The 21741-nt window shown below is 47.0% G+C and carries 19 protein-coding genes; 8 read left to right on the top strand and 11 right to left on the bottom strand.

The annotated features are described in order from the left end of the window. The first annotated feature begins 1 nt into the window (after nt 1). The 4 genes from B0180_RS05025 (at nt 2) to cas6f (ending at nt 5810) form a co-directional block, all read left to right on the top strand. Entirely contained in the window at nt 2-3058 is a 3057-nt protein-coding gene (locus B0180_RS05025) for a CRISPR-associated helicase/endonuclease Cas3 (RefSeq protein WP_078255931.1), read from the top strand. A 165-nt stretch (nt 3059-3223) separates the two neighbouring features. Further along, nucleotides 3224-4165, top strand: coding sequence for a type I-Fv CRISPR-associated protein Cas7fv (cas7fv, locus tag B0180_RS05020; protein ID WP_078255930.1), 942 nt, complete (start codon nt 3224-3226; stop codon nt 4163-4165). 24 nt (nt 4166-4189) lie between these two features. After that, on the top strand, nt 4190-5212 hold the full coding sequence (gene cas5fv / locus B0180_RS05015; protein WP_078255929.1) for a type I-Fv CRISPR-associated protein Cas5fv: 1023 nt from the start codon (nt 4190-4192) through the stop codon (nt 5210-5212). Nucleotides 5213-5219: 7 nt separating this feature from the next. Beyond that, nucleotides 5220-5810 carry a type I-F CRISPR-associated endoribonuclease Cas6/Csy4 gene (gene cas6f, locus B0180_RS05010; protein ID WP_078255928.1) on the top strand — a complete coding sequence of 197 codons (591 nt, stop codon included), beginning with the start codon at nt 5220-5222 and terminating at the stop codon, nt 5808-5810. On the opposite strand, the gene B0180_RS05005 is transcribed toward cas6f, so the two are convergent. Further along, complete coding sequence (locus B0180_RS05005) at nt 5811-6374, bottom strand: cob(I)yrinic acid a,c-diamide adenosyltransferase (protein ID WP_078255950.1); 564 nt, start codon at nt 6372-6374, stop codon at nt 5811-5813. A gap of 120 nt (nt 6375-6494) precedes the next feature. Here B0180_RS05005 and B0180_RS05000 point away from each other — a divergent pair, with 120 nt between their 5' ends. Together B0180_RS05000 and B0180_RS04995 are read left to right on the top strand one after the other, a co-directional pair. Then, entirely contained in the window at nt 6495-6785 is a 291-nt protein-coding gene (locus B0180_RS05000; protein WP_078255927.1) for an oxidative damage protection protein, read from the top strand. 70 nt (nt 6786-6855) lie between these two features. Continuing rightward, on the top strand, nt 6856-7338 hold the full coding sequence (locus B0180_RS04995) for an acyl-CoA thioesterase (RefSeq protein ID WP_078255926.1): 483 nt from the start codon (nt 6856-6858) through the stop codon (nt 7336-7338). 89 nt (nt 7339-7427) lie between these two features. Here the strand turns inward: B0180_RS04995 and mpl are convergent, their stop codons facing one another. The 4 genes from mpl to erpA all read right to left on the bottom strand — a co-directional run bounded on the left by mpl (nt 7428) and on the right by erpA (nt 11592). Next, entirely contained in the window at nt 7428-8828 is a 1401-nt protein-coding gene (gene mpl / locus B0180_RS04990) for a UDP-N-acetylmuramate:L-alanyl-gamma-D-glutamyl-meso-diaminopimelate ligase (RefSeq protein ID WP_078255925.1), read from the bottom strand. A gap of 95 nt (nt 8829-8923) precedes the next feature. Continuing rightward, the gene (locus B0180_RS04985; RefSeq protein WP_078255924.1) at nt 8924-9433 is read right to left on the bottom strand and encodes a disulfide bond formation protein B; all 510 of its coding nucleotides are present in this window, start codon (nt 9431-9433) and stop codon (nt 8924-8926) included. A 114-nt stretch (nt 9434-9547) separates the two neighbouring features. Next, entirely contained in the window at nt 9548-11212 is a 1665-nt protein-coding gene (gene gshA / locus B0180_RS04980) for a glutamate--cysteine ligase (protein WP_078255923.1), read from the bottom strand. A 47-nt stretch (nt 11213-11259) separates the two neighbouring features. Then, nucleotides 11260-11592: an iron-sulfur cluster insertion protein ErpA gene (gene erpA / locus B0180_RS04975; RefSeq protein WP_049238016.1), complete on the bottom strand. Its 333-nt coding sequence runs from the start codon at nt 11590-11592 to the stop codon at nt 11260-11262. Between the two features lie 97 nt (nt 11593-11689). Between erpA and B0180_RS04970 the strand changes: the two genes are divergently transcribed. Beyond that, complete coding sequence (locus B0180_RS04970; RefSeq protein ID WP_078255922.1) at nt 11690-12808, top strand: RNA-guided endonuclease InsQ/TnpB family protein; 1119 nt, start codon at nt 11690-11692, stop codon at nt 12806-12808. Between the two features lie 237 nt (nt 12809-13045). Here B0180_RS04970 and B0180_RS04965 read toward each other — a convergent pair whose 3' ends face one another. The 6 genes from B0180_RS04965 to B0180_RS04940 form a co-directional block, all read right to left on the bottom strand. Continuing rightward, complete coding sequence (locus B0180_RS04965; RefSeq protein WP_078255921.1) at nt 13046-13906, bottom strand: ABC transporter ATP-binding protein; 861 nt, start codon at nt 13904-13906, stop codon at nt 13046-13048. After that, nucleotides 13896-14780, bottom strand: coding sequence for a nitrate ABC transporter permease (gene ntrB, locus B0180_RS04960; protein WP_078255920.1), 885 nt, complete (start codon nt 14778-14780; stop codon nt 13896-13898). The genes B0180_RS04965 and ntrB overlap by 11 nt, the downstream gene beginning before the upstream one ends. Nucleotide 14781: 1 nt before the next feature. Continuing rightward, nucleotides 14782-16194, bottom strand: a complete 1413-nt coding sequence (locus tag B0180_RS04955) for a CmpA/NrtA family ABC transporter substrate-binding protein (protein ID WP_078255919.1) — start codon at nt 16192-16194, stop codon at nt 14782-14784. An 85-nt stretch (nt 16195-16279) separates the two neighbouring features. Next, nucleotides 16280-17659 carry an FAD-dependent oxidoreductase gene (locus tag B0180_RS04950; RefSeq protein WP_078255918.1) on the bottom strand — a complete coding sequence of 460 codons (1380 nt, stop codon included), beginning with the start codon at nt 17657-17659 and terminating at the stop codon, nt 16280-16282. Continuing rightward, a complete protein-coding gene (locus B0180_RS04945; protein ID WP_078255917.1) occupies nt 17656-18828 on the bottom strand; it encodes an acyl-CoA dehydrogenase family protein in 1173 nt (390 codons plus the stop codon). Before B0180_RS04945 ends, B0180_RS04950 begins: the two co-directional genes overlap by 4 nt. A 238-nt stretch (nt 18829-19066) precedes the next feature. Next, nucleotides 19067-19612 (bottom strand): carboxymuconolactone decarboxylase family protein, encoded by a 546-nt coding sequence (locus tag B0180_RS04940; RefSeq protein WP_078255916.1) that lies wholly within the window; start codon nt 19610-19612, stop codon nt 19067-19069. A 185-nt stretch (nt 19613-19797) separates the two neighbouring features. Here B0180_RS04940 and B0180_RS04935 point away from each other — a divergent pair, with 185 nt between their 5' ends. Continuing rightward, nucleotides 19798-21738 (top strand): ATP-binding cassette domain-containing protein, encoded by a 1941-nt coding sequence (locus B0180_RS04935; RefSeq protein ID WP_078255915.1) that lies wholly within the window; start codon nt 19798-19800, stop codon nt 21736-21738. Nucleotides 21739-21741: the final 3 nt, after the last annotated feature.

Genomic DNA, 21741 nt, shown 5'->3' with positions numbered 1-21741 from the left:
AATGATCGTGACCTTTATTTCCCAATGCGAAAAGAAGGCGCTGGCGCGTACACGCCTTGTGCTAGATGCCTTTGCCAATCGGATTGGCGATAACACATGGCAGACGGTCATCACCCAAGATGGGCTTGCCATGGTCAAAAAGCTACTAGCGCGTACGGCAAGTAAAAACACCGCCGTCAGCTGCTATCGCTTCCATACGCGCAAGCACAGCGAGCTGTTATGGATCGTGGGTAATCGTCATAAGTTTAATGAATGGGGCTGGGTGCCGGTGAATTGGACCAATCAGGAAGTTTTTATGGATATTGAAATCAATGTAAAAGATATTTATGCCAATAGTCAAGGGCAAGTTTTAAGTGAGCACTTATTTGCAGTAGGCTATTTGGCATATCATATGATTGTGAATTTAAATTTAAATAAACCCAGATTGGCGCAATCTGCCTTAATTGCTGGGATGCTGCATGATATCGGTAAATTAGATCCACAGTTTCAAGAGTGGCTGACCAAAAAACTAAACAAAGATCAAGAAAATATCGCGCTGCCCGAAGATGGCGTCCATATTAACCAAAGCGATCGGGGATTTGGTAAGTTTGGTTTTGAGCACCATCCAAGACACAATGAGCTTTCTTGGCTTATGGCAGCATCGTTATTAAAAGAAGATGGTGAATTAAATTCAGCACAATGCCAACAAATTGCCCACGCCATTTATTGGCATCATACACGCCCTTATCGCAAAAATGATAAATTTTTTGATCAAGCAAAAGGCATTGACAAGCTGTTTATCAAATCGCTTGGATCGAGTGGCATGGATAAGCTGATGGCTAAATTGGCAGCGATTTTTAAGGATATCCATAAAATCGCTGAGCGGTTTAATCAAGACGACTTTGATTTGACCAAAATATTACCTGCTTTGTCCTATCACTATGAGCTGACACGAGATGATTTGCCACTTTATAAAGCATATGAAGACATCGCGACCGAGATTGATGAGATTGTCGCTGACATCGCACCCAATGCACAGCATAATTTGGTGAGAATGGCGGTCATTACGGCCGATCGTATTGTCTCAAAGATGCCGTCAGAAGATTTGCAGGATTACCTAAAGGAAGGCACACTGGCTTATGCCTTGGATGATGCGCTGGCGAAAGACAGTCAGCTTAGCAGACATATCCAAGCGTGCTTGGATGGCTTTGAGCATCGATATCCTAACAGTGAACGCAATCAGGCACAAAGTGCAGTTGCCGAAGAGTTGGCTGAGCTTGCGATGATTGCAACGCTTGAAGAGGCGGACAATGTGGCAGTGCTACAAGGGCCAGCAGGCTGCGGCAAAACCAAAATTGCCTTAGAATGGGCGATGAAAACGCAGGCTCAAAAAATCATCTGGGTCTGTCCACGAGTACAGGTGTGCTTGGGGTTATTTCATGATCTGACCCAAAAAGAATATTTACCCGATAGCCATATCGAGATTTTTACAGGAGAGTTTAAGAAAATCTCTCAAGGCGATATACCGCTGACAGCACTTCCTGATACTGAGATGGAAGATTATTTTAGCGGCGATGTTATCATTACGACCATTGACCAAATCTTAAATGGCATTATTTCGCACCAAAAAATTACCAGCATGATGGATTTCATGCAGTATCATGTGGTATTTGATGAATTTCATGAGTTGATTGTCATTCCGGCGATGAATTTATTATTTGCTGAGTTGATAGAAGCCAAAAAACTGCGTGGTGCCAAGGCAAATGCTTTGCTTGTATCCGCCACGCCCAATGACTTTTTTGTCAAAAATGTGCTAAAGATTGATGACAGTCGTGTGATTCGCATGGATAGTTTTAATCAAGCAAAATATCAGTTTGTGTTTGATGTGTATGATGAGACCAAGCAAATCAGTCCATTGGTGCTGAATGCTGTAACTAACAACAAAACAACTTTTGTTATTAGCAATACCGCCCAAGATGCTCAGCTTGGCTATCTGCTTCACCAAGACGATGAAAATGCCATTTTGCTACATTCAAAATTCACCAAGCAAGACAAGGCTGATTTATTTGCCAGTGTACTAGATAGCTGCGGTCGGCAAGGCAATCGACGCTATCAAGTCTTGCGTAGTGGACCAATCGTACAAGCCTCACTCAATATCAGCTGTGATGAGATGTTTACCGACCTAACAAGTCCAGAAAACTGGCTACAACGCCTAGGGCGGCTTAATCGCTTCGGTGAAGACAAGCAATGCGTGTACACAACCGTGATGCCGCAGTCATTGGCGGCGAAGAAACAAAGCAGTAGCAAAGCCAAATTTTTGGCAAATATGTGTGTCTTTCACAGTAGTACCGCATGGCTTGGGTATTTACAAAATCATTTGATAGATCATGGCAATGTAATGGGGTTAAATGACCTGTATCAGCTTTACCAAGCGTTTTATCAAGATGAATCTATCCTATCTGCCATCACTGAAGACATCAAAAAATCACTTAATCAAAGCGTGCAGATGATTAACCGTAAGCTGGTGGATCCTATCAGTATCAGTAGTAAAAAATCCACCAAAACAGATCGAGTTGCCAAAATCGCCAGAGTGTCTTTGCGGGGCGATAATCGCTTTGTGCAGATGGCAGTGTGCATGGTGGATAATCAGCTTAATCCAAGCTTTATCAATGAATATGCCTATGATGAAGAGACTGACCACAGCCAGGTGCATATCGGCTTGACTGAAAGCACAGATCGACTACAAGGCGGTAGATTTGAGATGAGGGACAGCGAAAAAGATTTGCTTGCTTTTATGCACAAAAAACATCATCAGATCCTAAATGGACGCAGTGGTGATAATACGCACAAAAAATCATTTGCAGATTATGAGTTGCTGAAACTTGCTCGCTCACCAGAATATCCGATTTATACCAGCTATACACCAGATGATTTGGCATATATCGGTGGCGAACGAGAGCGACATAAGTTTGCGATGTATTATGTACGCACCCCCAAACAGGCAGTTGGCATCATGCCCATCAATATATTGGCAAGCCCAAAATCTGTGGATAATGAGCTTGCCAATGAAGCCACCTAAGCGGTGGAAAAAACAAAAAGTCCTACTTGCTAAGCGATCTATACGATCTTTGCTATTATAGCATATTCAAAGAGATTTATGAAAAAGTCCTACGGAATTGATTTTTATCCAAATGCTTGCTATGATAAACAAGGTTTATCAAATCGACCCAAATAAGGAGTAAATATGCAAAAAGTAACAGGTATCAAAAGCGTTGATTTTAAAATCTATGCTTGCGGACATGGCGTGGTGAATTGGAATGGTCCAACAACTTTGAGTAGTGAAGGCCGCACGGTGGATAATCATACCTTGCCAAAACTGCGTGGTTATACCAATTTAACTGGCAAGGTCAAAGACGAGACGGGCTATAAATATAAAAAAGAAGCCACGGATATCGATTTTAAGCAGACGCCACTTTATATCAGTCAAAACTGCATTCGCCACCATCTGTTTCGTGAGCAGGCGTTTGATCTGCACTTTGCGGGCGAGAGAAGCTTGGATAAAGTCTTGGCATCTATCACGGGATTGATTCGTGGTTATGTTGTGCCATCAAGCCAATGTAAGCGTACCAGTCCGCTACTGCTGGAAGATTTTGTGGATCAGCTTGGCAATGGTAACTTTGAGCAGTTTGGTCAGGCGGGCGAAAGAGACAGCTCATCGTTTTTCTCAAAAACCACCTTTGGTGATACCGAGTATATCTCATACGGCTCTATCAGCATCGAGCAGCTGCAGTTCATTTCACTGGACAATAAATTTGATCGCTGTGCGATGATTATCAAGGATAATCAAGGCGAAGCGGTGGCACAGCAGGTGCAGGATTTTATCCAGTCTTTAGATCCTAGCCGTTCTCCAAAGGCTACTTTCCATGCTAACTATGTCAGACTCGGTACGATTTATGAGCAGGGCGAAGCAGGGATTTTGTTGGATGATACCGCCATTGATATTTTGGTTAAGGCCACTTTGGATATGATACAAGATCTAGTAATTCGCCAAGCCAAAGGCTATATGTATGTTGACCGTGTAGAAGTGGATTATAATGACAGCAATAAGATGATGCGTATCAAGCGCCATGGTGAGACCAATCCGACAGCGACAACCAATTATGCTGTTTATTTTGAAGCCAAATAATCAAATAATAGCAAAAGGGTGAAAATGCGTATTATCATTGACTATGAAGCGTCATGGCGAAACTCTTTTTTGGACGGCTCTAATGATGAGCCGTTACCAAAAAAGGGACGCAATTTTGTGGCATCCATGACCGAATTAAAAAAGCCTGAAAATTTCCATCAGCGTAGCGTGACCAAAAATACGGTAATGGGGATTTTGAGCCGTTTGATAGGTGATCAGCGAAAGCTATACGATGCCAAAGCAAGCGATGATTATTATTTTGCTGATATTGAGCCGATGATTGATTTTGTGGATAATGAGGCAGTGATCAATCAAGAAGTTGCGTATATTCGCAACATGAAAGGTAACACGGTTAAAAATTCTTTTACAGGTATGATCAAGGTGAATGATCCGATTTTTCAGTCGGATTATTCGGATGAATTTTGGCAGGTATTGGCACTTGATATTGAGCAGTTGTGCCAATTTATTTGCGATAATCATCCTGTGACAGCATTTGAGATTCAACAAAAAATCGCTTTGGACCCTGTGGCTGTCTTGGCAAGATTATCTGAGATTGGCAAAATCAAGCCCATGCCAGACAGCGATATGCTAGAGCATGCAAGTCAGGTGCTGTCTGCTCAGTTTGATAAGTATAAACCAAAAAATGCCAAAGAGCAGTTTTTGGCTTTGCCGTTGTATTGCTCTGCATTGTACTTGCAGCTAATGCGACTGTCTGAACGCTATGATGTCTCAAGTGCCAAATCACCACGGGGCGGTATTAGTGGTATTTCAAATAACGGATTTACACCCAAAGACTTTATGGATAAATATACAACAGGTGATAAAAAGTTGATTTACGGTAATCCTTATATCCGTGAAGACTTTGTAACAGGTGAAGGGAAAATCAAGCACAACCTAACCAAAGCCAGTGGCACACTGGAAATCACCTTAGATATTGATCTGCCAAAAGCGATGGAGCTTAAGCAGATGATAGATCATGCAGGCGTGTCGTCATTTTATTTAGGTAAAAAAGGATTGGCGTATGTTTCCGACATTCGCTTAAAATAGGAGTGATATGAAATACTATATTGAATTAACCGTGATGGAAAATCCTGACATCCCTCCTTATGCGGTGTGGAGCAAACTCTACACCCAGCTTCATCTGGCTTTTGTTGAGCAAAAAGACGAGCAAGACAAGGTTGGGTATGGCGTGTCATTTCCACAGTATCGAGCGATCGCTGATAAAAACATCGCATATTTGGGGTATAAATGCCGTATTTTTGCACCGACTGAGCAGGCGCTGCAGGCGCTGAACTTAGGCAAGTGGCTTGAGCGTTTGACGGATTACATCCACATCAGTAGCATTCGCCCTGTGCCAAGCGACATCAAAGGATATGCGCACTATTATCGCGCCATTCCCAAAATGACGCTTGATGAGCGCGTTGCCCATCAAGCCAAACGGCATGGCGTCTCTTATGATAAGGCGGCTAAGCGCTTTGAAAATTATGAAGAGCAGCCGTTTACCCATCCTTATGTCCAATTAATCAGCCAAACCAATCAGCAGTCCTATCCTTTATATATCGGCAGACAAACAGCGCAGGCGCTGACTGGCACAAGCTTTGGTACCTATGGCTTGAGCCGCGAAAGCAGCGTGCCTGAGTTTTGATTATTTTTGCCACAGCACTTCGCTGCCACCATCTATGCGAGCGATGACGCGCGCTAGCACAAACAAATAGTCCGATAAGCGGTTTAGGTATTTAAGGGTGTTTGGGCTGATGTTACCGTCGCGTTTGGCGAGGCGAAGTGTGGCTCTTTCGGCATCACGGCACACCGCGCGTGCCACATGCGTTTGGGCGGTGGCGACCGACCCTGCCGGTAGGATAAACTCCTTTAAAAAAGGCAATGTCTCATTATGCGCCTCTATCCATGCCTCAAGCGCCTGCACATCCGCCTCTGTGATGGCGATATAGCCCATGTCGGCGTGATTCGGCAGAGCGATCTCGCCGCCGATATTGAATAATTTGTGCTGAATGACGCTGATCTGTCGGTCAATCTCAGCAGAAGCCTCCTTGACATAGGCTTGCAATAGCCCAAGATGAGCATTCAAGCCATCAACCACGCCCATCGCATCAAATCGTAAATCCGTCTTGGACAGTCTTGAGCCATCCGCCATGCCTGTCGTGCCGTCGTCACCGGTGCGTGTGGTGATTTTTGATAAGCGATTTCCCATGATCTTCTCCAAATACAAAAGCGTATCATAGCATCTTTGCAAAAGCTTCACAAAATCCTTGGCGATCATCGCTGATTATTTGCTATAATCTTTCATATCCCTTTGATAAGTGAGAACATTATGCAAACCTTTAATCCTGCTGACCACATGGTGTTTTGTCGTAAATACCAACAAAACTTGCCAAAGCTCCCCAATCCACCCTTTCCCAATGCCAAAGGTGAAGAAATTCAAAATACAGTTTCTGCCAAAGCATGGAATGAATGGCTTGAGCTGCAGACCATGCTGATTAATGAAAAGCATCTGAGCATGATTGACCCAGAAGCCAAAAAATATCTCAATGAGCAGCGCGAGAAGTTTTTGGATAATGGTGAGTATGAACAGCCAGCAGGTTATAAGCCGCCGCAGGCTTGATAGACCTAGTATTGATCACACATTGCAGCTACTTTGTAGTGACTCATTAACCAAATGATAAGGAAATAAGATGCTAAAAGTTGAAGGTGTGTTTGAGCCGATATTGACGGGTGATGACCGACCCGAGCCACTGCGCGACTATCCTGTCATCCATGTGCAGCCGATCGCTTGGGGTGAGATGGATGGTTTTAATCATGTCAATAATGTGGCTTATTATCGCTATGCTGAATCGGCGCGTATCGCTTATATGCGTGCGATTGGCTTTATGGCAGCGCGCGAGGATTTATTGACGATTTTGGCAGGGTCGTCCATGCAGTACCGTCGCCCTGTGGTCTATCCTGATACGTTGCTGGTTGGCGTGCGCATCAAGCATTTGGGTAGCACCAGCGTCGTCCAAGAATACGTCATGTACAGCCAAGCCCAGCAAGCCTTGGTCGCAAGCGGTGAGGCGGTCATCGTACGCACAGATACAGCCATGGTGAAGATGCCGTGGTCTGATGAAGAGCGTGCTTTGATTGAGCAGTTTGAAGGACGCACCTTTCATCAGTCTTGATGATTATATTGAATGAAAGCTATCAGGTTTTATCACTAAGACCTGATAGCCTTTTGATGCAGGGCTTGGTTATTAGTCCGCCTTGGCTATCAAGGCTGGCTAAGAGTATCCACCAGGCGTCCGTGGATACCCTCAAAGCCGCCGTTAGACATGATGATGATCGCATCACCTGCCTTGGCGTGCGTTTTTAGGTGGCTTAAGATGGCATCGACGCTGTCTAGCACAAGCTGATTTGGCGCATCACCGATCGCTTCTTTGAGCCCCCAAGTCAGTCCTTTGGGCTCATACCAGATGACCTGATCTGCTACGGCAGCCGAAGGTGCCAAATGTGGGCGATGGCTGCCAAGCTTCATTGTATTTGAGCGCGGTTCGATGACCGCCCAAATGCGCCGATCACCATAGCGCTTTTTGGCACCATCAAGCGTGCTACTGATGGCGGTTGGGTGGTGTGCAAAATCATCAAACACCAAAATATCATCGACATCACCGATCAGCTCCATGCGCCGCTTAATGCCCCCAAACTGCGACAGCGCATGACAAGCCGCCTCAACCGACACACCGATGTGGTGCGCTGCAGCGATGGCAGCCAGACCATTATTGACATTATGCAGCCCACTCATCGACCAAGTCACGGACGCGCAGTCATCCCCATGACGCACCTCAAAAGATGAGCCGTCCTCAGTACCAAGTTTGGCTTGCCACTCAGCGCCGCCATTGTCGTCATTATCGCCATTTAGGCGGGTGCGCACCACAGGCGTCCACACGCCTTTATCCAGCGTCGCCTCTAGGCTTGGGGTGTCTGCTGGCATGATGATTTGACCGTCTGCAGGTATCATGCGAATCATATGATGAAACTGGGTTTGGATGGCATCAAGATCTGCAAAGATGTCCGCGTGGTCGTATTCTAAATTATTTAAAATCGCCGTCACTGGTCGATAGTGCACAAATTTTGAGCGTTTATCAAAAAATGCAGAATCATACTCATCTGCCTCAATCACAAAATACCGCTCGCCCAAGTGAGCACTGTGCGCAAAAGCTGTCTTCAGGCGATCATCGGCGGTAGTTACCAGTGGCACACCACCGATCAAAAAACCCGTATCAATCTTTGAGAACTGCAATATCCAAGCCAGCATGGTGGTTGTGGTGGTCTTGCCGTGCGTGCCTGCCACCGCCAAGACATGACGATCTTTGAGAATTGTTTCATATAAAAACTGCGGACCTGAAGTATAAGGCAGGCGCTCATTGAGCATATACTCCACCGCCTCCATGCCGCGCTTACAGGCATTACCCACCACGACCAAATCAGGCGCAGGCATCAAATGCTCTGCTTTATAACCCTCCAAAATCTCCACGCCAGCCTCAGCAAGCTGAGTGCTCATCGGTGGATAGATATTGGTATCAGAGCCAGTCACCGTATGACCCAAATCTCGAGCCAATAGCGCCAGCGAGCCCATAAAAGTACCGCAGATGCCTAGAATATGAATGTGCATGATAACCCTTAGTAGCAATATTTTTATTATACCAAAGCCTTGGGCGCTGCCGTATGAATGTCTCAAAGCCCAAACATTTGATATAAACTACGTATTTAGCGATGATTATTTAAAATTTTCTTCAAAATAACCAATTGAATCAAAGCAATGACAGTGAATAAAATCAGCGCCTGTGCAGGAATAGACAGCCCCATAAAGGTCCAATCAATCAGCCCACAATCGCCGTTGCCTCTAAGCACGGTCGTGAGTACCTCTGACATCGGCATGGTCTGCACCCAGTACTCAAGCCCTGGTCCGCAGGCGGGCGGCTCAGCTGAGGGGACATAGTGAATCCAAGTATGGCGCGCTGCCACGCCAAGCCCCCAAAGCGTGCCTGCCATACTCCCAAGCCAAAGTATCAAGCGCACCGCTTTTTGTCTTGGGTTGATGATCGCAGCCAGTATGGCAAACAGACCCATCACCCAAAGTCCAATCCGCTGAAAAATACACAAAGGACAAGGGTCTAGCATCAAATGATTTTGTAGATAGCCGATGGCATAGACGCTGCCGACCATCATCATCAGCGATAAGATCAAATTCAATAGGCGGTAACTGAGCGTATTCATGTTAAGCTCGTCCTGTGGGTCAATGTCATATTAAAGCTTGGCAAATCGTCCAAAAGATCAGTACAATCTGCATCTCATGCCTGATGATCGCACCAAGCTTATCAGTAATGGGGTTTAGCGATAGGCTTGAATGTACTCATAAAAACTCATCGTATCTGCCGCTTCCAATCGCGCCTGCTCTACGAGGGAGTTTTGTGCTATTTCATCAAATCTTGCTTCATCAGCACAGCTAAGCGCATGAGACAGCAGTTCGCGGTGGTGCTTTTGGGCAAGCAGCTTACCCAGTGCCCATGTACCACCGACTCGATGCGAGTCAGCGATAATTTGGGCGGATAAGGTAAAGTCTGTATTGGTCGCCTTGCCTTGCATCATCGTCAAGGCGGTGCGATATTCATTGCCGCCGTGATGCGCATCAAAGGCGTCGGCGATGACTTGCATTTGGGTGAGATGATGCACGATCCAGTCATGCAGATTTTGTTCGCCAAGATCGGTGGTGATGGTGATGCCAGCTTGTCTGCCATGATTGACCACAGTGTCGATGTTTTGATTCAGCCGCTTTTCTTCTTCGGGCATCAGATAAGGCGAGTCGGTCAGCAGGCAATACAGCGCCAATATTTCCAAAAAGCACGCCGTCGCGACCGTGATGCCGATGTCAGAATAAGGATCAAGATCAATGGCACGAAATTCCACATAAGCGATGCCGCGCGCAGCAAGTGCTTGGGTGGGCGTTTCGGATCCTTTAGTGGTCTGTTTTGGGCGGATGGGGCTATAGTACTCATTTTCGATTTGCAGAATATGGCTATTAATCTGAATCGGTGTGCCATCGGCATCATCCACGCCGATGTTCTGAAAATCAGCATACGGTGTGCCGATGGCTTTTCTTAAGCCTTGAATGTATTCATCCAAATGGTTGTAGCGAATGTCTAAGTCTTCTTGGACGCTGTTGGTGTAGCCAAGCTTGCCCATGCGCAGACTGGTGCCGTTTGGCTGATGATAGCTACAAGTGGTGCCAAGCGGAATCAAATGATGTTCACGCCCACTCACAAAAGTACCGCACACCGCAGGACTTGCGCCGAGCAGATACAGCACCAAAGGCGTCAATCGCTTAAAATTACGAATCAATGCCAAATATTTATCATTTTTAAAGGCACTCAAATCCTCTGCACCTTCGGCACGCTGCCACGCCCCAAACAAATCATCGCCCACAGACAAATTGTAGTGAAGCCCTGCAATGGTCTGCATCTTGCGACCATAGCGCACCCCAAGCCCTGATCGGTATAGTGTCTTGAGCTTGCCGATATTGGATGAGCCATAGTCCGCCAATGGGATATCGCTGTCGGTATCAGATGTCATGCACGGCATAGATAGCGGCCACATCAGCTCATCATTTTCTAAACTGCGATGCACCAAAACATGCAGATCACGCAGCATGTCCAGCGCCTCTTTGATCGATGGCATGGGATCGGTGATCAGCTCCAAAAGATTTTCAGAATAGTCGGTGGTGATATAAGGATGCGTCAGCTTTGAGCCGAGCTTAGCGGGATGAAAAGTCTTGGCAGAATAGCCATCAGGCTGCATTCTTAGCCCTTCTTTTTCGATGCCACGCTGCATCCCTGCAACAAGATTGGGTTTAAACCAAGAAGGTAGTGTAAAAGTAGGTGTCATGGCGGATACTTGATTGGTGTCAGGGAGCGCCCTGCCAAATCTTAAGCATGAGCGCATGATACTGGTATTATAAATCCAAGCGCCTAAGTTGGCAAAATTATTTGTGCCAAGCATGCAGGCGCGCCATCTATAAAGACGGCAAAGCCACTGGACTTAAGCGGCTAAATAGAAAACGATGAGCCGCAGCCGCAAGTGGTGGTGGCGTTTGGATTATTGACGATAAAGCGCGAGCCTTCCAAGCCTTCGGTGTAGTCGATGGTTGAGCCGACCAAATATTGATAGCTTAAGGCATCCACGACCAAAATCTCTGACCCATTGTCAAAAGTCGCGTCATCTTCGCCAAGCTCTTCGGCAAAATCAAACCCATAGCTAAACCCCGAACAGCCGCCACCTGTCACATAGACGCGTAGCATCAAGGCATCGTTGCCTTCGGCGTGTTTTAGCTTGGCAAGCTTGGCAGCTGCATTATCCGTGAGGGTAAGACCTGTATTCATCAAATCCTCCTAGCGTGGAAACCATGCACTTTAAGGCATGGAGGAAACGCTGTGTTGTTAAATTGATATTTCACATTTTAATGATAAAATGTGAGCTATGAAACATCGTGCCTACAAATTTCGCTTTTACCCAACTGATGAACAAGCCAAACTGCTTGCTCAAACCTTTGGCTGTGTGCGGTTTGTCTATAACACGATTTTGCGTTGGCGTACTGATGAATACGACCAAAGCAAAACTAAAATTGGCTATATTCAAGCCAATGCCAGATTGACTTGGCTTAAAAAACAACCTCAATTTGCTTTTTTGAATGATGTTTCGTGTGTTCCCATCCAGCAAGTACTTAGACATCAACAAACCGCCTTTAAAAACTTCTTTGAGGGTCGTGCTAAATACCCAACATTCAAAAAGAAAACTCACAAGCAATCGGCTGAATTTACCAAAAGTGCTTTTAAATACACAGACGGTCAGCTTTTTATTGCCAAAAGCAAACAACCGCTTCATGTTCGTTGGTCTAGGCATCTGCCAAGCAAGCCAAGTACCATCACAATCACTAAAGATTGTGCAGGACGATATTTTGTGTCGTGCTTGTGTGAATTTGATAATCAAATTTTGCCAAAATCTGATACCGCCGTTGGTATTGATGTTGGCATTAAACATATGTTTGTTACCGACAGTGGTCTTAAAATTGACAATCCTCGTCTGACAGCCAAATACGCTACCAAACTTGCTAAGGCTCAAACAGCCTTGAGTCGCAAAAAACTCGGTTCGGCTAATCGCGCCAAAGCAAGAATGAAAGTAGCTCGTATTCATGCCAAAATCTTAGATTGTCGATTAGATAACTTGCACAAGTTATCTTGCAAATTAATCAACGATAACCAAGTGATTTGTGTTGAAACGCTGCGTGTAAAAAACATGATTAAAAATCCCAAGCTTGCCAAGCATATTGCGGATGCAAGTTGGGGTAGGCTTATCCAACAATTAGAATACAAAGCTGATTGGGCAGGTAGAAGCTTAGTCAAAATAGACCAGTTTTTTCCAAGCTCTAAACGCTGCTGTAATTGTGGATACACCTTGCCTTTTTTAAGCCTTGATACTCGCCATTGGGATTGCCCTGAATGCAAGACTACCCATGACCGTGATGTCAATGCCGCCAAAAACATATTAACCGCAGGGCTTGCGGGGCTTGCCTTTGGAGAGAATGTCAGTCTTGTGTAGTTAGTCTGCATAAGCCAATCTCGTTGAATTAGGAAACACCCAGTAGCGATATTGGGAATCCTCTTGCTTTAGCAAGGGGAGGAGGTCAAATTAACCTTATCAAGTGAAAGAGGGTGTCTATTTAAATAAGACCGACTGTCGATTATACAAGGTTTTTAGGGTGAAAATAAACCTTAATTCATAAATATCTGTCAAAGTCGCCGAGCGATCCAAGCCCACACCAAGCCAAAGGATGACTTACAGACCATCCCACTCAGCATGATTAAAATTAATCACTTTGGGTCTTTCGGGGCGTTCAGGCGACTGCTGCAGCGCCTTACTGCGATGCACCAAAAAATCAAGCAAATGATTGCGAATTTTATAATAATGCGCATGATGGTGGATATTATCTCTGTGGCGCGGCTTGGGGATGGTATTTTCAACAATTTCTGCCAAAAATGCCCGCGGACCATTGCTCATCAAAAAAATGCGATCAGCTAATAAAATCGCCTCGTCAATGTCATGCGTAATCATAAACACTGTCTGATGGGTGTCCTCAACGATATTGACAAGCTCATCTTGGATGACACCGCGAGTCAGCGCATCAAGCGCCCCAAAGGGCTCATCCATCAGCAAAAGCTCAGGCTTGGTCGCAAAAGCGCGCGCGATGCCCACGCGCTGCTTCATACCGCCTGATAATTGGCTTGGTTTTTTGTCTTTGACCTTGGCAAGTCCAACCATGCCCAAATAAAAGTCGATTTGATCGTTCATTTGGGTAGCTGAGAGATTTGGCGTTTTGGCTTTGAGTGCAAAACCGATGTTCTCACCGACAGTCAGCCAAGGCAGCAGCGCATGACTTTGGAACACCACGCCACGCTCAAGCGAAGGTTGGGTGACTGGCTTATCATACATCAAAATCTCACCAAAACTTGCCGTCTCAAGCCCTGCCAAAGCATTTAAGATGGTGGATTTACCGCAGCCTGAATGACCGATAAGACAGATGAATTCGTTTTTTTGGATGTCGAAATTGACATTTTCAAAGACATTTTCGCCATCGCCGTAGCGTTTGGTGAGCGCCTTGACCTCAATCAGCGGCGATGTGGTTTGATCATTCAACATAACTCACCTTTTTTTGTAATATCCCAAACAACATATCCAAAATCATACCCACAAGACCAATGAGCAGCACCGCAAAAATCACATTGGCAAGCGATAAATTATTCCACTGATTCCACACAAAATAACCAATCCCCGTGCCGCCGACAAGCATCTCAGCAGCCACGATCACAAGCCATGCGATCCCCATGGAGATGCGCATGCCTGTGACGATGGTAGGCGCAGCGGCAGGGATGACGATTTTGGTGGCGGTCTTTAGGGGCGATAGCTCAAGTGTCTTAGCGACATTGCGCCACTCTCGGCGAACGGACGCCACGCCAAAGGCTGTGTTGGTGAGCATCGGCCAAATCGAACAAATAAAAATCACAAAAATGCTCGATGCGTTAGAATCTTTAATCGTATAAAGTGCAATCGGCATCCACGCCAGTGGCGAGATGGGCTTTAAGATCTGCACAAAAGGTGTGGCGGCGCTGCCAAGCACAGGCGACATACCGATGGCATAGCCCAAAGGAATCGCCACCACCATCGCCAAGAAAAATCCAAGCAGCACACGCCCAATGGAGTAACCAAGCTGTATGCCGATGCCTTTATCATTCAAGCCTCTGTCATAAAATGGATCGGAGATATGCCCCCATGCGGTCTTGCCAAAGTCTGTTGGGCTTGGAAATTCGCTTTTTTGGGTGGCGACGACCGCCCCAGGCTCGGTAAATTCAGGAATATCACCCATCAAAATACTGTACTCTAAGCGCAAAGGATCGGTGGGTGCGGTGATGTGTTTGGGCAAGGTGGCGGCGTGCCAAATGCCAATCACGCTCAAGACGATGAGTAATGATAGCAGATAGCCTTTGGCTTTGGTGGATAACGGTTTATGCGCCATGTCATTCCCCTATAGATGCTGTGGATTTGTGCCCGATGGCAAATGAATCCAAATACGCATCAGGATCGGCGGCATCGAACGTTTTGCCCATGACGATGATTTTTGGTTCATCTGCTTTGACGGTGTAGCCCATGGCTTGCATTTGTTGCTTGGCATCGGTGAGCATAAATACTTGGCTTGCAATGTCTTGATAATTGATATTACCCGTGACATAGCCCCACCGCTTCATCTGAGTCATCATCCAAGCTGCCACTGAGTGCCACGGCATCACATCAAAGCCCATGCGATCAGGCACATCTTGGACATGATCCACCCCATCAGCAAAACGCCCCATGATGGATTGGCGCAGCACCAGTTCAGGCTGATTGAGATAATTGGCAGGCGAGAGCAGCTTGGATAAGTCTTTACGGATGCTTGGCTCATTTGCCATCACATTGGCTTTGATGATGGCGCGATACATCGCCAAAAAAGTTTGGGGATGATCATTAATAAAGCTTTGAGATGTGCCAAACGAGCAGCACGGATGACCATTCCAAATATCGCGTGACAGCGTATGGATATAGCCTGCCTTATCCCAAACCGCGCGCTGATTGAATGGCTCAGGACCAAAAAACCCATCAATATTACCTGCTTTGAGATTAGCGATCATATCAGGCGGCGTGGTCAGGCGCAGTTTGACATCTTTATCAGGATCTAGCCCATGTTCTGCCAAAAAGTAGCGCAGCAGATAATTATGGATGCTGTGCTCAAACGGGATAGCAAAGGTAAAGCCTTTCCAGTTTTTTGGATCGCGGTTGTCCTTATGCTTCAGTGCCATGACGAGCGCTTGACCATTGGTGTTTTGGATGGCGGCAACTTTCATATCTTGCTTGGCTGAACCAAGTCCAAGATTGATGGCGATCGGCATCGGTGCCAAAAAATGCGCAGCGTCCAGCTCCCGGTTCATCATCTGATCGCGTACCAGTGCCCAGCCTGCCCGTTTTAATAAATTGGCTTTGATGCCTTGTTCCTCATAGTAGCCAAGTGGATCTGCCATGATAAGCGGCGTTGAGCATAAAATGGGCAAAAAGCCAATATCCACCGACTTTTTTTCGGGTTTAAGCGTGTCAATGGCGGCGGCTTCTTGGAGCGCTGCTATGGGTAAGACACTGGCAATCGCTGCCAAAGCGGTGCCTTTACCGACGGTCTTAAAAAACGCGCGGCGTGTCGGCTCATGGGGGAATAAAGCCTTGATCGCCACCGCTTCAATAAAATCGGTGTGGGTATGCTCAATACGGCTGTGATCAGAGACGCGCTCAAAGCGATCATCCAAAGACAGCTTGCCATCACACTGGCTTTGGCTGCTATGTTTGCCGCAGCGGCAGCCAAAATTGAGCGGCTTGTCGGCGTCGTCGGGGTGAAAAATATTTGACATGATACACTATAAACTCATAAGAAGATCAAGCGCCGCGCCGTTTTTGGTTGGGCGGCAGATGGGCTTGATCTGATGTTTGACTGGCTTAGGGCGATGTTTTCATTTCGATTTTGGCGGTGATGATGCCATCGCTGCTTTGGGTGAGAATCAGCTGATCGTTGGTATCTTCTTGTACTTGCCAGTCTTTGGCTTGATCAATCTCACCAGTGGCAGAGACGATGATGGACTTGGTTTTTAGGCGTATTAAAGGCGACTTATGCTGATAGCCTGCGTGCGCCATATCACTGATGTGATGTGCGATGGCGGCAGCCTGCTCACGCAAGGGCGCGACAAATCGGCACGGCTTATCATCAATGGCGATACAGTCGCCGATGGCATAGATGGCAGGATGAGAGGTTTGTAGTGTCTTTGGATTGACCACGATACCGCAGCGAATGTGCTCGATGCCTGCACCTTTGGCAAGACGATCATCCAATACAAGACCTGTACTTGCGATGATCTCATCGGCGTAGAGCGTTTGATTATTATAAGTAATCACATAGCCATCATCTTGGGGGCTGATGCCTGTGATATGAGCATCGCCAATATAGTCAATGCCAATCCCCAAGAGCGCATCACGCAGGCGCTCACCGCCGATAGCAGGCAAAATCTCTGCCATCGGTAGGCTGTCTCGATTGATCAGTGTCACTTGATGACCTGCTTTGGCGATGTCTTCGGCGATCTCTGTGCCGATCATGCCTGCACCGACGATGGCGATGCGCTGATTGGGTTTGGCGATGAGTTTTGCTTGGAGTTTGGCAAACATATCAATGTGATTGACGCGCCACACATACTCAGCAGGCAGGCTTGGTGGCAACATCGGCGCTGCCCCTGTGGCAAGGATCAGTTTTTGGAAGCCAAAATTACCGCGCGTGGTGCGCACTGTGCGCTCATGGGTATCGATGCTTAGTACAAAGGTTTGGGCAACCAAAGTGACATTGAGCGCCTGTGCCAAATCGGCAGCTTTTTTGGTGATGAGCACATCAGGCGTTTTGTTTTGGCTGATGGCAATAGAAAGCTGCGGCTTCATATAGCGATCGCCTGAGTCGCTTGTGATTAAGGTGATGGGCAGGGTGTCATTTAGCTTTCTTAAAGCTTCGATGGCTGTCCAGCCTGCCGTGCCGCCGCCGATGACGATGACGCCAGTCTCGCCGTGGCGACTGATCAAGGGGGCGGCTACTTCGTCTCGGCTGACAAATGGCTCAAAGTCTCGCTTAGTGACGCCGCACAAAGGACACATCCAGTCCTCGGGAATATCCTCAAAACGTGTGCCAGCAGGCAGTCCGCCATCAGGGTCGCCCAGTTTTTCATCATAAATCCAGCCGCACGCACGACACAAGAACTGCTTCCAAGGTCCTCGCCCATCGGTGGGATTGCCATTTGAATCCATATTTGGCTTGGCTGAATGTGAAAGTGTATCGCTCATTTTGGAGATTTCTCGGTCAATAATTGATGGGATAGATAGCGCAAATGCTTGATGGCAGGCGTGACGATCGCCACAAAGTGCGCTTCACGAATGCGTCTTTGCGGATTGGCGCTCATCAGATAGCCTTTGGCGCCTTGATGTAAAAGCGATGCTTGGGTGGCTTGTAGTGACAGCTCAGCGCCTTGGATACGAGTGTCTAGCACTTCTAAGAAAAAGTCTTTGTGGGTCTCAAAAGGTGTCTTAGCAAGCGTCAAAGTCCGCTCAACCAAAGCATCAAGGCGGATTTGTAGCGCCCCTGCTTGGTCTTCCAAAAACTGATTGACATGTCCAAGCTGAGCTTCTACCGCCGTGATGTCATGGATCGCGCCTTGGATAATGCCGGCACCGATGCCCAGCTGCATCAGCACAAATGCCCCGCGCACACGCTCAATAAAAGGCTTGGCAGGGTCAGCGATCAAGCTGTCATCAGGAACAAAGTAGTCATTTAAGGCGATTTGCCAAGTGCTTGAGCCTTCCATGCCACTAAAGGTGGGGCAAGGATTGAGCTGCCAGCTGCCTTTGCGCGCTTCATCAAACGATAATAAGAAAAAAATGTCTTTTTCAACCCGACCGCCATGCTCGACGCTGGCAATCGCGCCGCAATATTGGTTGGGTGCAATGTGACTGATCCACGGCAGCGTCCCCGACACCACATAGCCGCCATCGACGCGCTGAGCACGCAGAATCATCGACTCGATATTGGCAAAAGTTTTCATCGGATTGGACAAAGCCGTCCCACCGAAGCTTTCGCCCAGTGCGTGGCGGTTTAGGATCTCAGATTTTAAGGCATGGTTATCCGATTGATCAAGATACAAAGCACATACCTGATGACACCATGACAAAAACCCTGTCGTGCCGCAAGTCTCAGAGATCTTGGCAGTGGCAAGGATGGCATCGCCAAAACGGCTGCCTTGTGCTGACAGATGCGCCGAAAAAGCCCCCAATTTTGCCAATTGACCCATCTCAGCCACAGGATAATGACCCTTATCAATGGCGATGGGGTCAAGCAGCTGCCGCGATGCCTGTGCGATATTATCAAGCAGCGATGTGTCTTGCCAGCACTGAATGCTCTCAAAAGCAGCATTCGCGGCGGCGGCATTATCGGGATAAAAAGTGCAAAATTGATTCATGCGTCTCTCAAACTTGGAAATAACCAAAAATACAAAGCAAATGTTAAATTATAAGGATAGTTTTTGAAATTTTGTTATTCTAAATGAGAATAACGATAAGCATTGCACGTATTTAAACAATAGTATTGGCGATATGATCAATAATCTTATGTGCCGCAGGCAAGTTTTTGCATTGATGGGCAATACTTAAAAAAAATCGCCCTAAGCTCAGCTTAAGGCGATGTAGCAGACCCAAGCCTTAGGGTGCAAATGCTTGTAGCTCTGGGTTGATGTCATTTTGGGCGACATTATTGGCGTAATTACATAGCGTTGCCAATGCCACGCCCATGACTACATCTAGAATATTTTGGTCAGTATAGCCAGCTGCCTTGACAGCGGCAAGCTCATCATCAGAAACCTTGCCACGATTGTCAATCAGCTGCATGGTAAACTGGGCAAGAGCTTGGTATTTTTCATTGTCATCGATGGCGGTGCGACCACGCAAAGCAGTGAGTACAGTCTCAGGCATCTTAAGCTTGGTGCCAATCTTAGTATGACCTGCCACACAAAAATCACAGCCGTTATGGGCAGCGGCAGTGATCTGCACCACTTCGATCTCTTCGGCAGTCAAGCTGTTGCGGCTGTTCATTTTGCCGACTTCTTGATACATCTCAAGCGCTTGCGGAGAGTTTGCCAAGACGCCGATCAGATTTGGGACAAAGCCATTGGCTTTTTGAACCATTTCAATGCGCTCTTTGGCTTTTTCGGGGGCTGAATCAACGGTGTTTACGGTTAAACGTGCCATAATTTTTCCTTAGTTTTTAAAATCATCATTCAAGAATGTTGGCTAAGAAGCTCGGTAAATTAAGATATCATCCAAGCCATAATCCTTGAGTTTGCTTGATAACAGTATAGGTATTCTGTGTAATTTTTACAAGGGCAATCCCTAAAATATGCTAAAATGACTGAAATTTTACAAGATGAATTGTGATGATAGAATTTAAAGATGTGGCGGTGCGCCGAGATGGCAGGCTGCTATTTAGCGACGTGACTTTGCAGCTGCATAAGGGTCAAAAAATCGGTCTGACAGGCAATAATGGCACAGGCAAGTCCACGCTGTTTGCGACCATTTTGGGTGAGCATGGGACGGATGTCGGCAGTGTCAGCCTGCCCGAGTCTTGGCAGATTGCGCACATGGCACAGGAAGTCAGTGCAACTGCCATGAGTGCGCTAGACTATGTGCTTGAAGGCGATGCAGAATGGTGGCAGCTCAATGAGCAGATCCAAAACCAATCCAAGCTGAGTGAGGCACAGATTGCCCCGATTTATCAGCGCTTTGAGGAGATTGACGGCTATCGCACGCGAGCCAAAGCGGCGATGATTTTGGCGGGTCTTGGCTTTGCTGAATCTGATCATGATCGGCAAGTGGCGATGTTTTCGGGTGGATGGCGAATGCGGCTAAATTTGGCACGCACGCTCATGCATCGTGCTGATGTGCTGCTGCTTGATGAGCCGACCAACCACTTGGATTTGGACGCCATTCTTTGGTTGGAGGAGTGGTTATTAAAATTTGAGGGGCTGATTTTGTTGATCAGTCATGATCAGGCGTTTTTGGATACGGTGTGCGGGCATATTTTGCACATTGAGCAGGGGCGCATCACGATGTACACAGGCAATTATAGCCAATTTGTACGCACACGCGCCGACAGGCTCGCCCAAGAGCAGCAAGCCTACGAAAAACAGCAAGCGATGCGCGCACACCTTGAGGACTATATCCGCAGGTTTCGCGCCAAAGCCACCAAAGCCAAACAAGCCCAAAGCCGCATCAAGCAGCTTGATCGCATGACAGAGCTGTCACCTGTGATGGCAGACAGCGCGTTTAGTTTTCGCTTCTATGAGCCGTCGCATATGGCATCTCCGCTGATTCGCTTGGATAATGCCGTCATCGGCTATGACGGCGTGCCGATGCTCAGTCGGGTAAATCTACAAATCACGCCCAATGTGCGCTTGGGAATCTTGGGGGCAAACGGCGCAGGCAAATCCACGCTCATCAAGGCATTAGTAGGTGAGCTTGCGCTCATCAGTGGTGTCCATAAAGCCTCTGAAACCCTAAAGCTTGGCTATTTTAATCAGCATCAGATGGACAGCCTAGATGACGATGCCACGCCGATGGTGATGCTAAGACGACTGGCAGGTCAGACCTCTGATGCCGATCTGCGCGCGTTTTTGGGCAGCTTTGATTTTCGAGGTGAACGCATTGACACCCCAAGCCGCTTGTTTTCGGGCGGTGAGCGCGCAAGATTAATGCTTGCGCTACTTGTTTGGCAAAGACCCAATGTGCTTGTGCTTGATGAGCCAACCAACCATCTGGATCTACAGATGCGTAATGCGCTCATGCTGGCGCTACAGGACTTTGAGGGAGCTTTGATTTTGGTGTCGCATGATCGAGATTTGATCATGTCGGTGTGCGATGAGCTGCTGCTGGTTTCTGATGGTCGCGCCGAAGAATTTGTGGGGGATATGGCGGATTATGCTGAGCATTTGCGCCAAGCCAAAAAAGAGCGCCAAGCTGCCCAAAAACAAGACAAACCACCCTCACCAAGCACCGATATCAGCCAAAGCACGCCAGTCAATGATGGTTTAAGTAAAGAAGAGCGCCGCAAAAAAAATGCGCAGATTCGCGAACAGACAGCGCCGCTAAGAAAACAGATCACCAAGCTTGAAGATCAGCTTGGTAAGCTGAGCGATACATTAGTGATCATAGAAAATGAGCTGTCCGATACTCGTCTGTACGAAGATGCTTATAAGTCGGAATTATTAGACAAATTAACTCATCAAAGCACACTTAAGTCACAGATCGACGATATCGAGGAGCAGCTTTTGACGGCGATGGCTGAGCTTGAAGTGCTAGAAGATGAGCTGTCAGGGTGAGAT

Source organism: Moraxella canis (assembly GCF_002014965.1).
Classification (GTDB): Bacteria; Pseudomonadota; Gammaproteobacteria; order Pseudomonadales; family Moraxellaceae; genus Moraxella; species Moraxella canis.
This window is presented reverse-complemented; position numbering and strand designations above follow the sequence as displayed.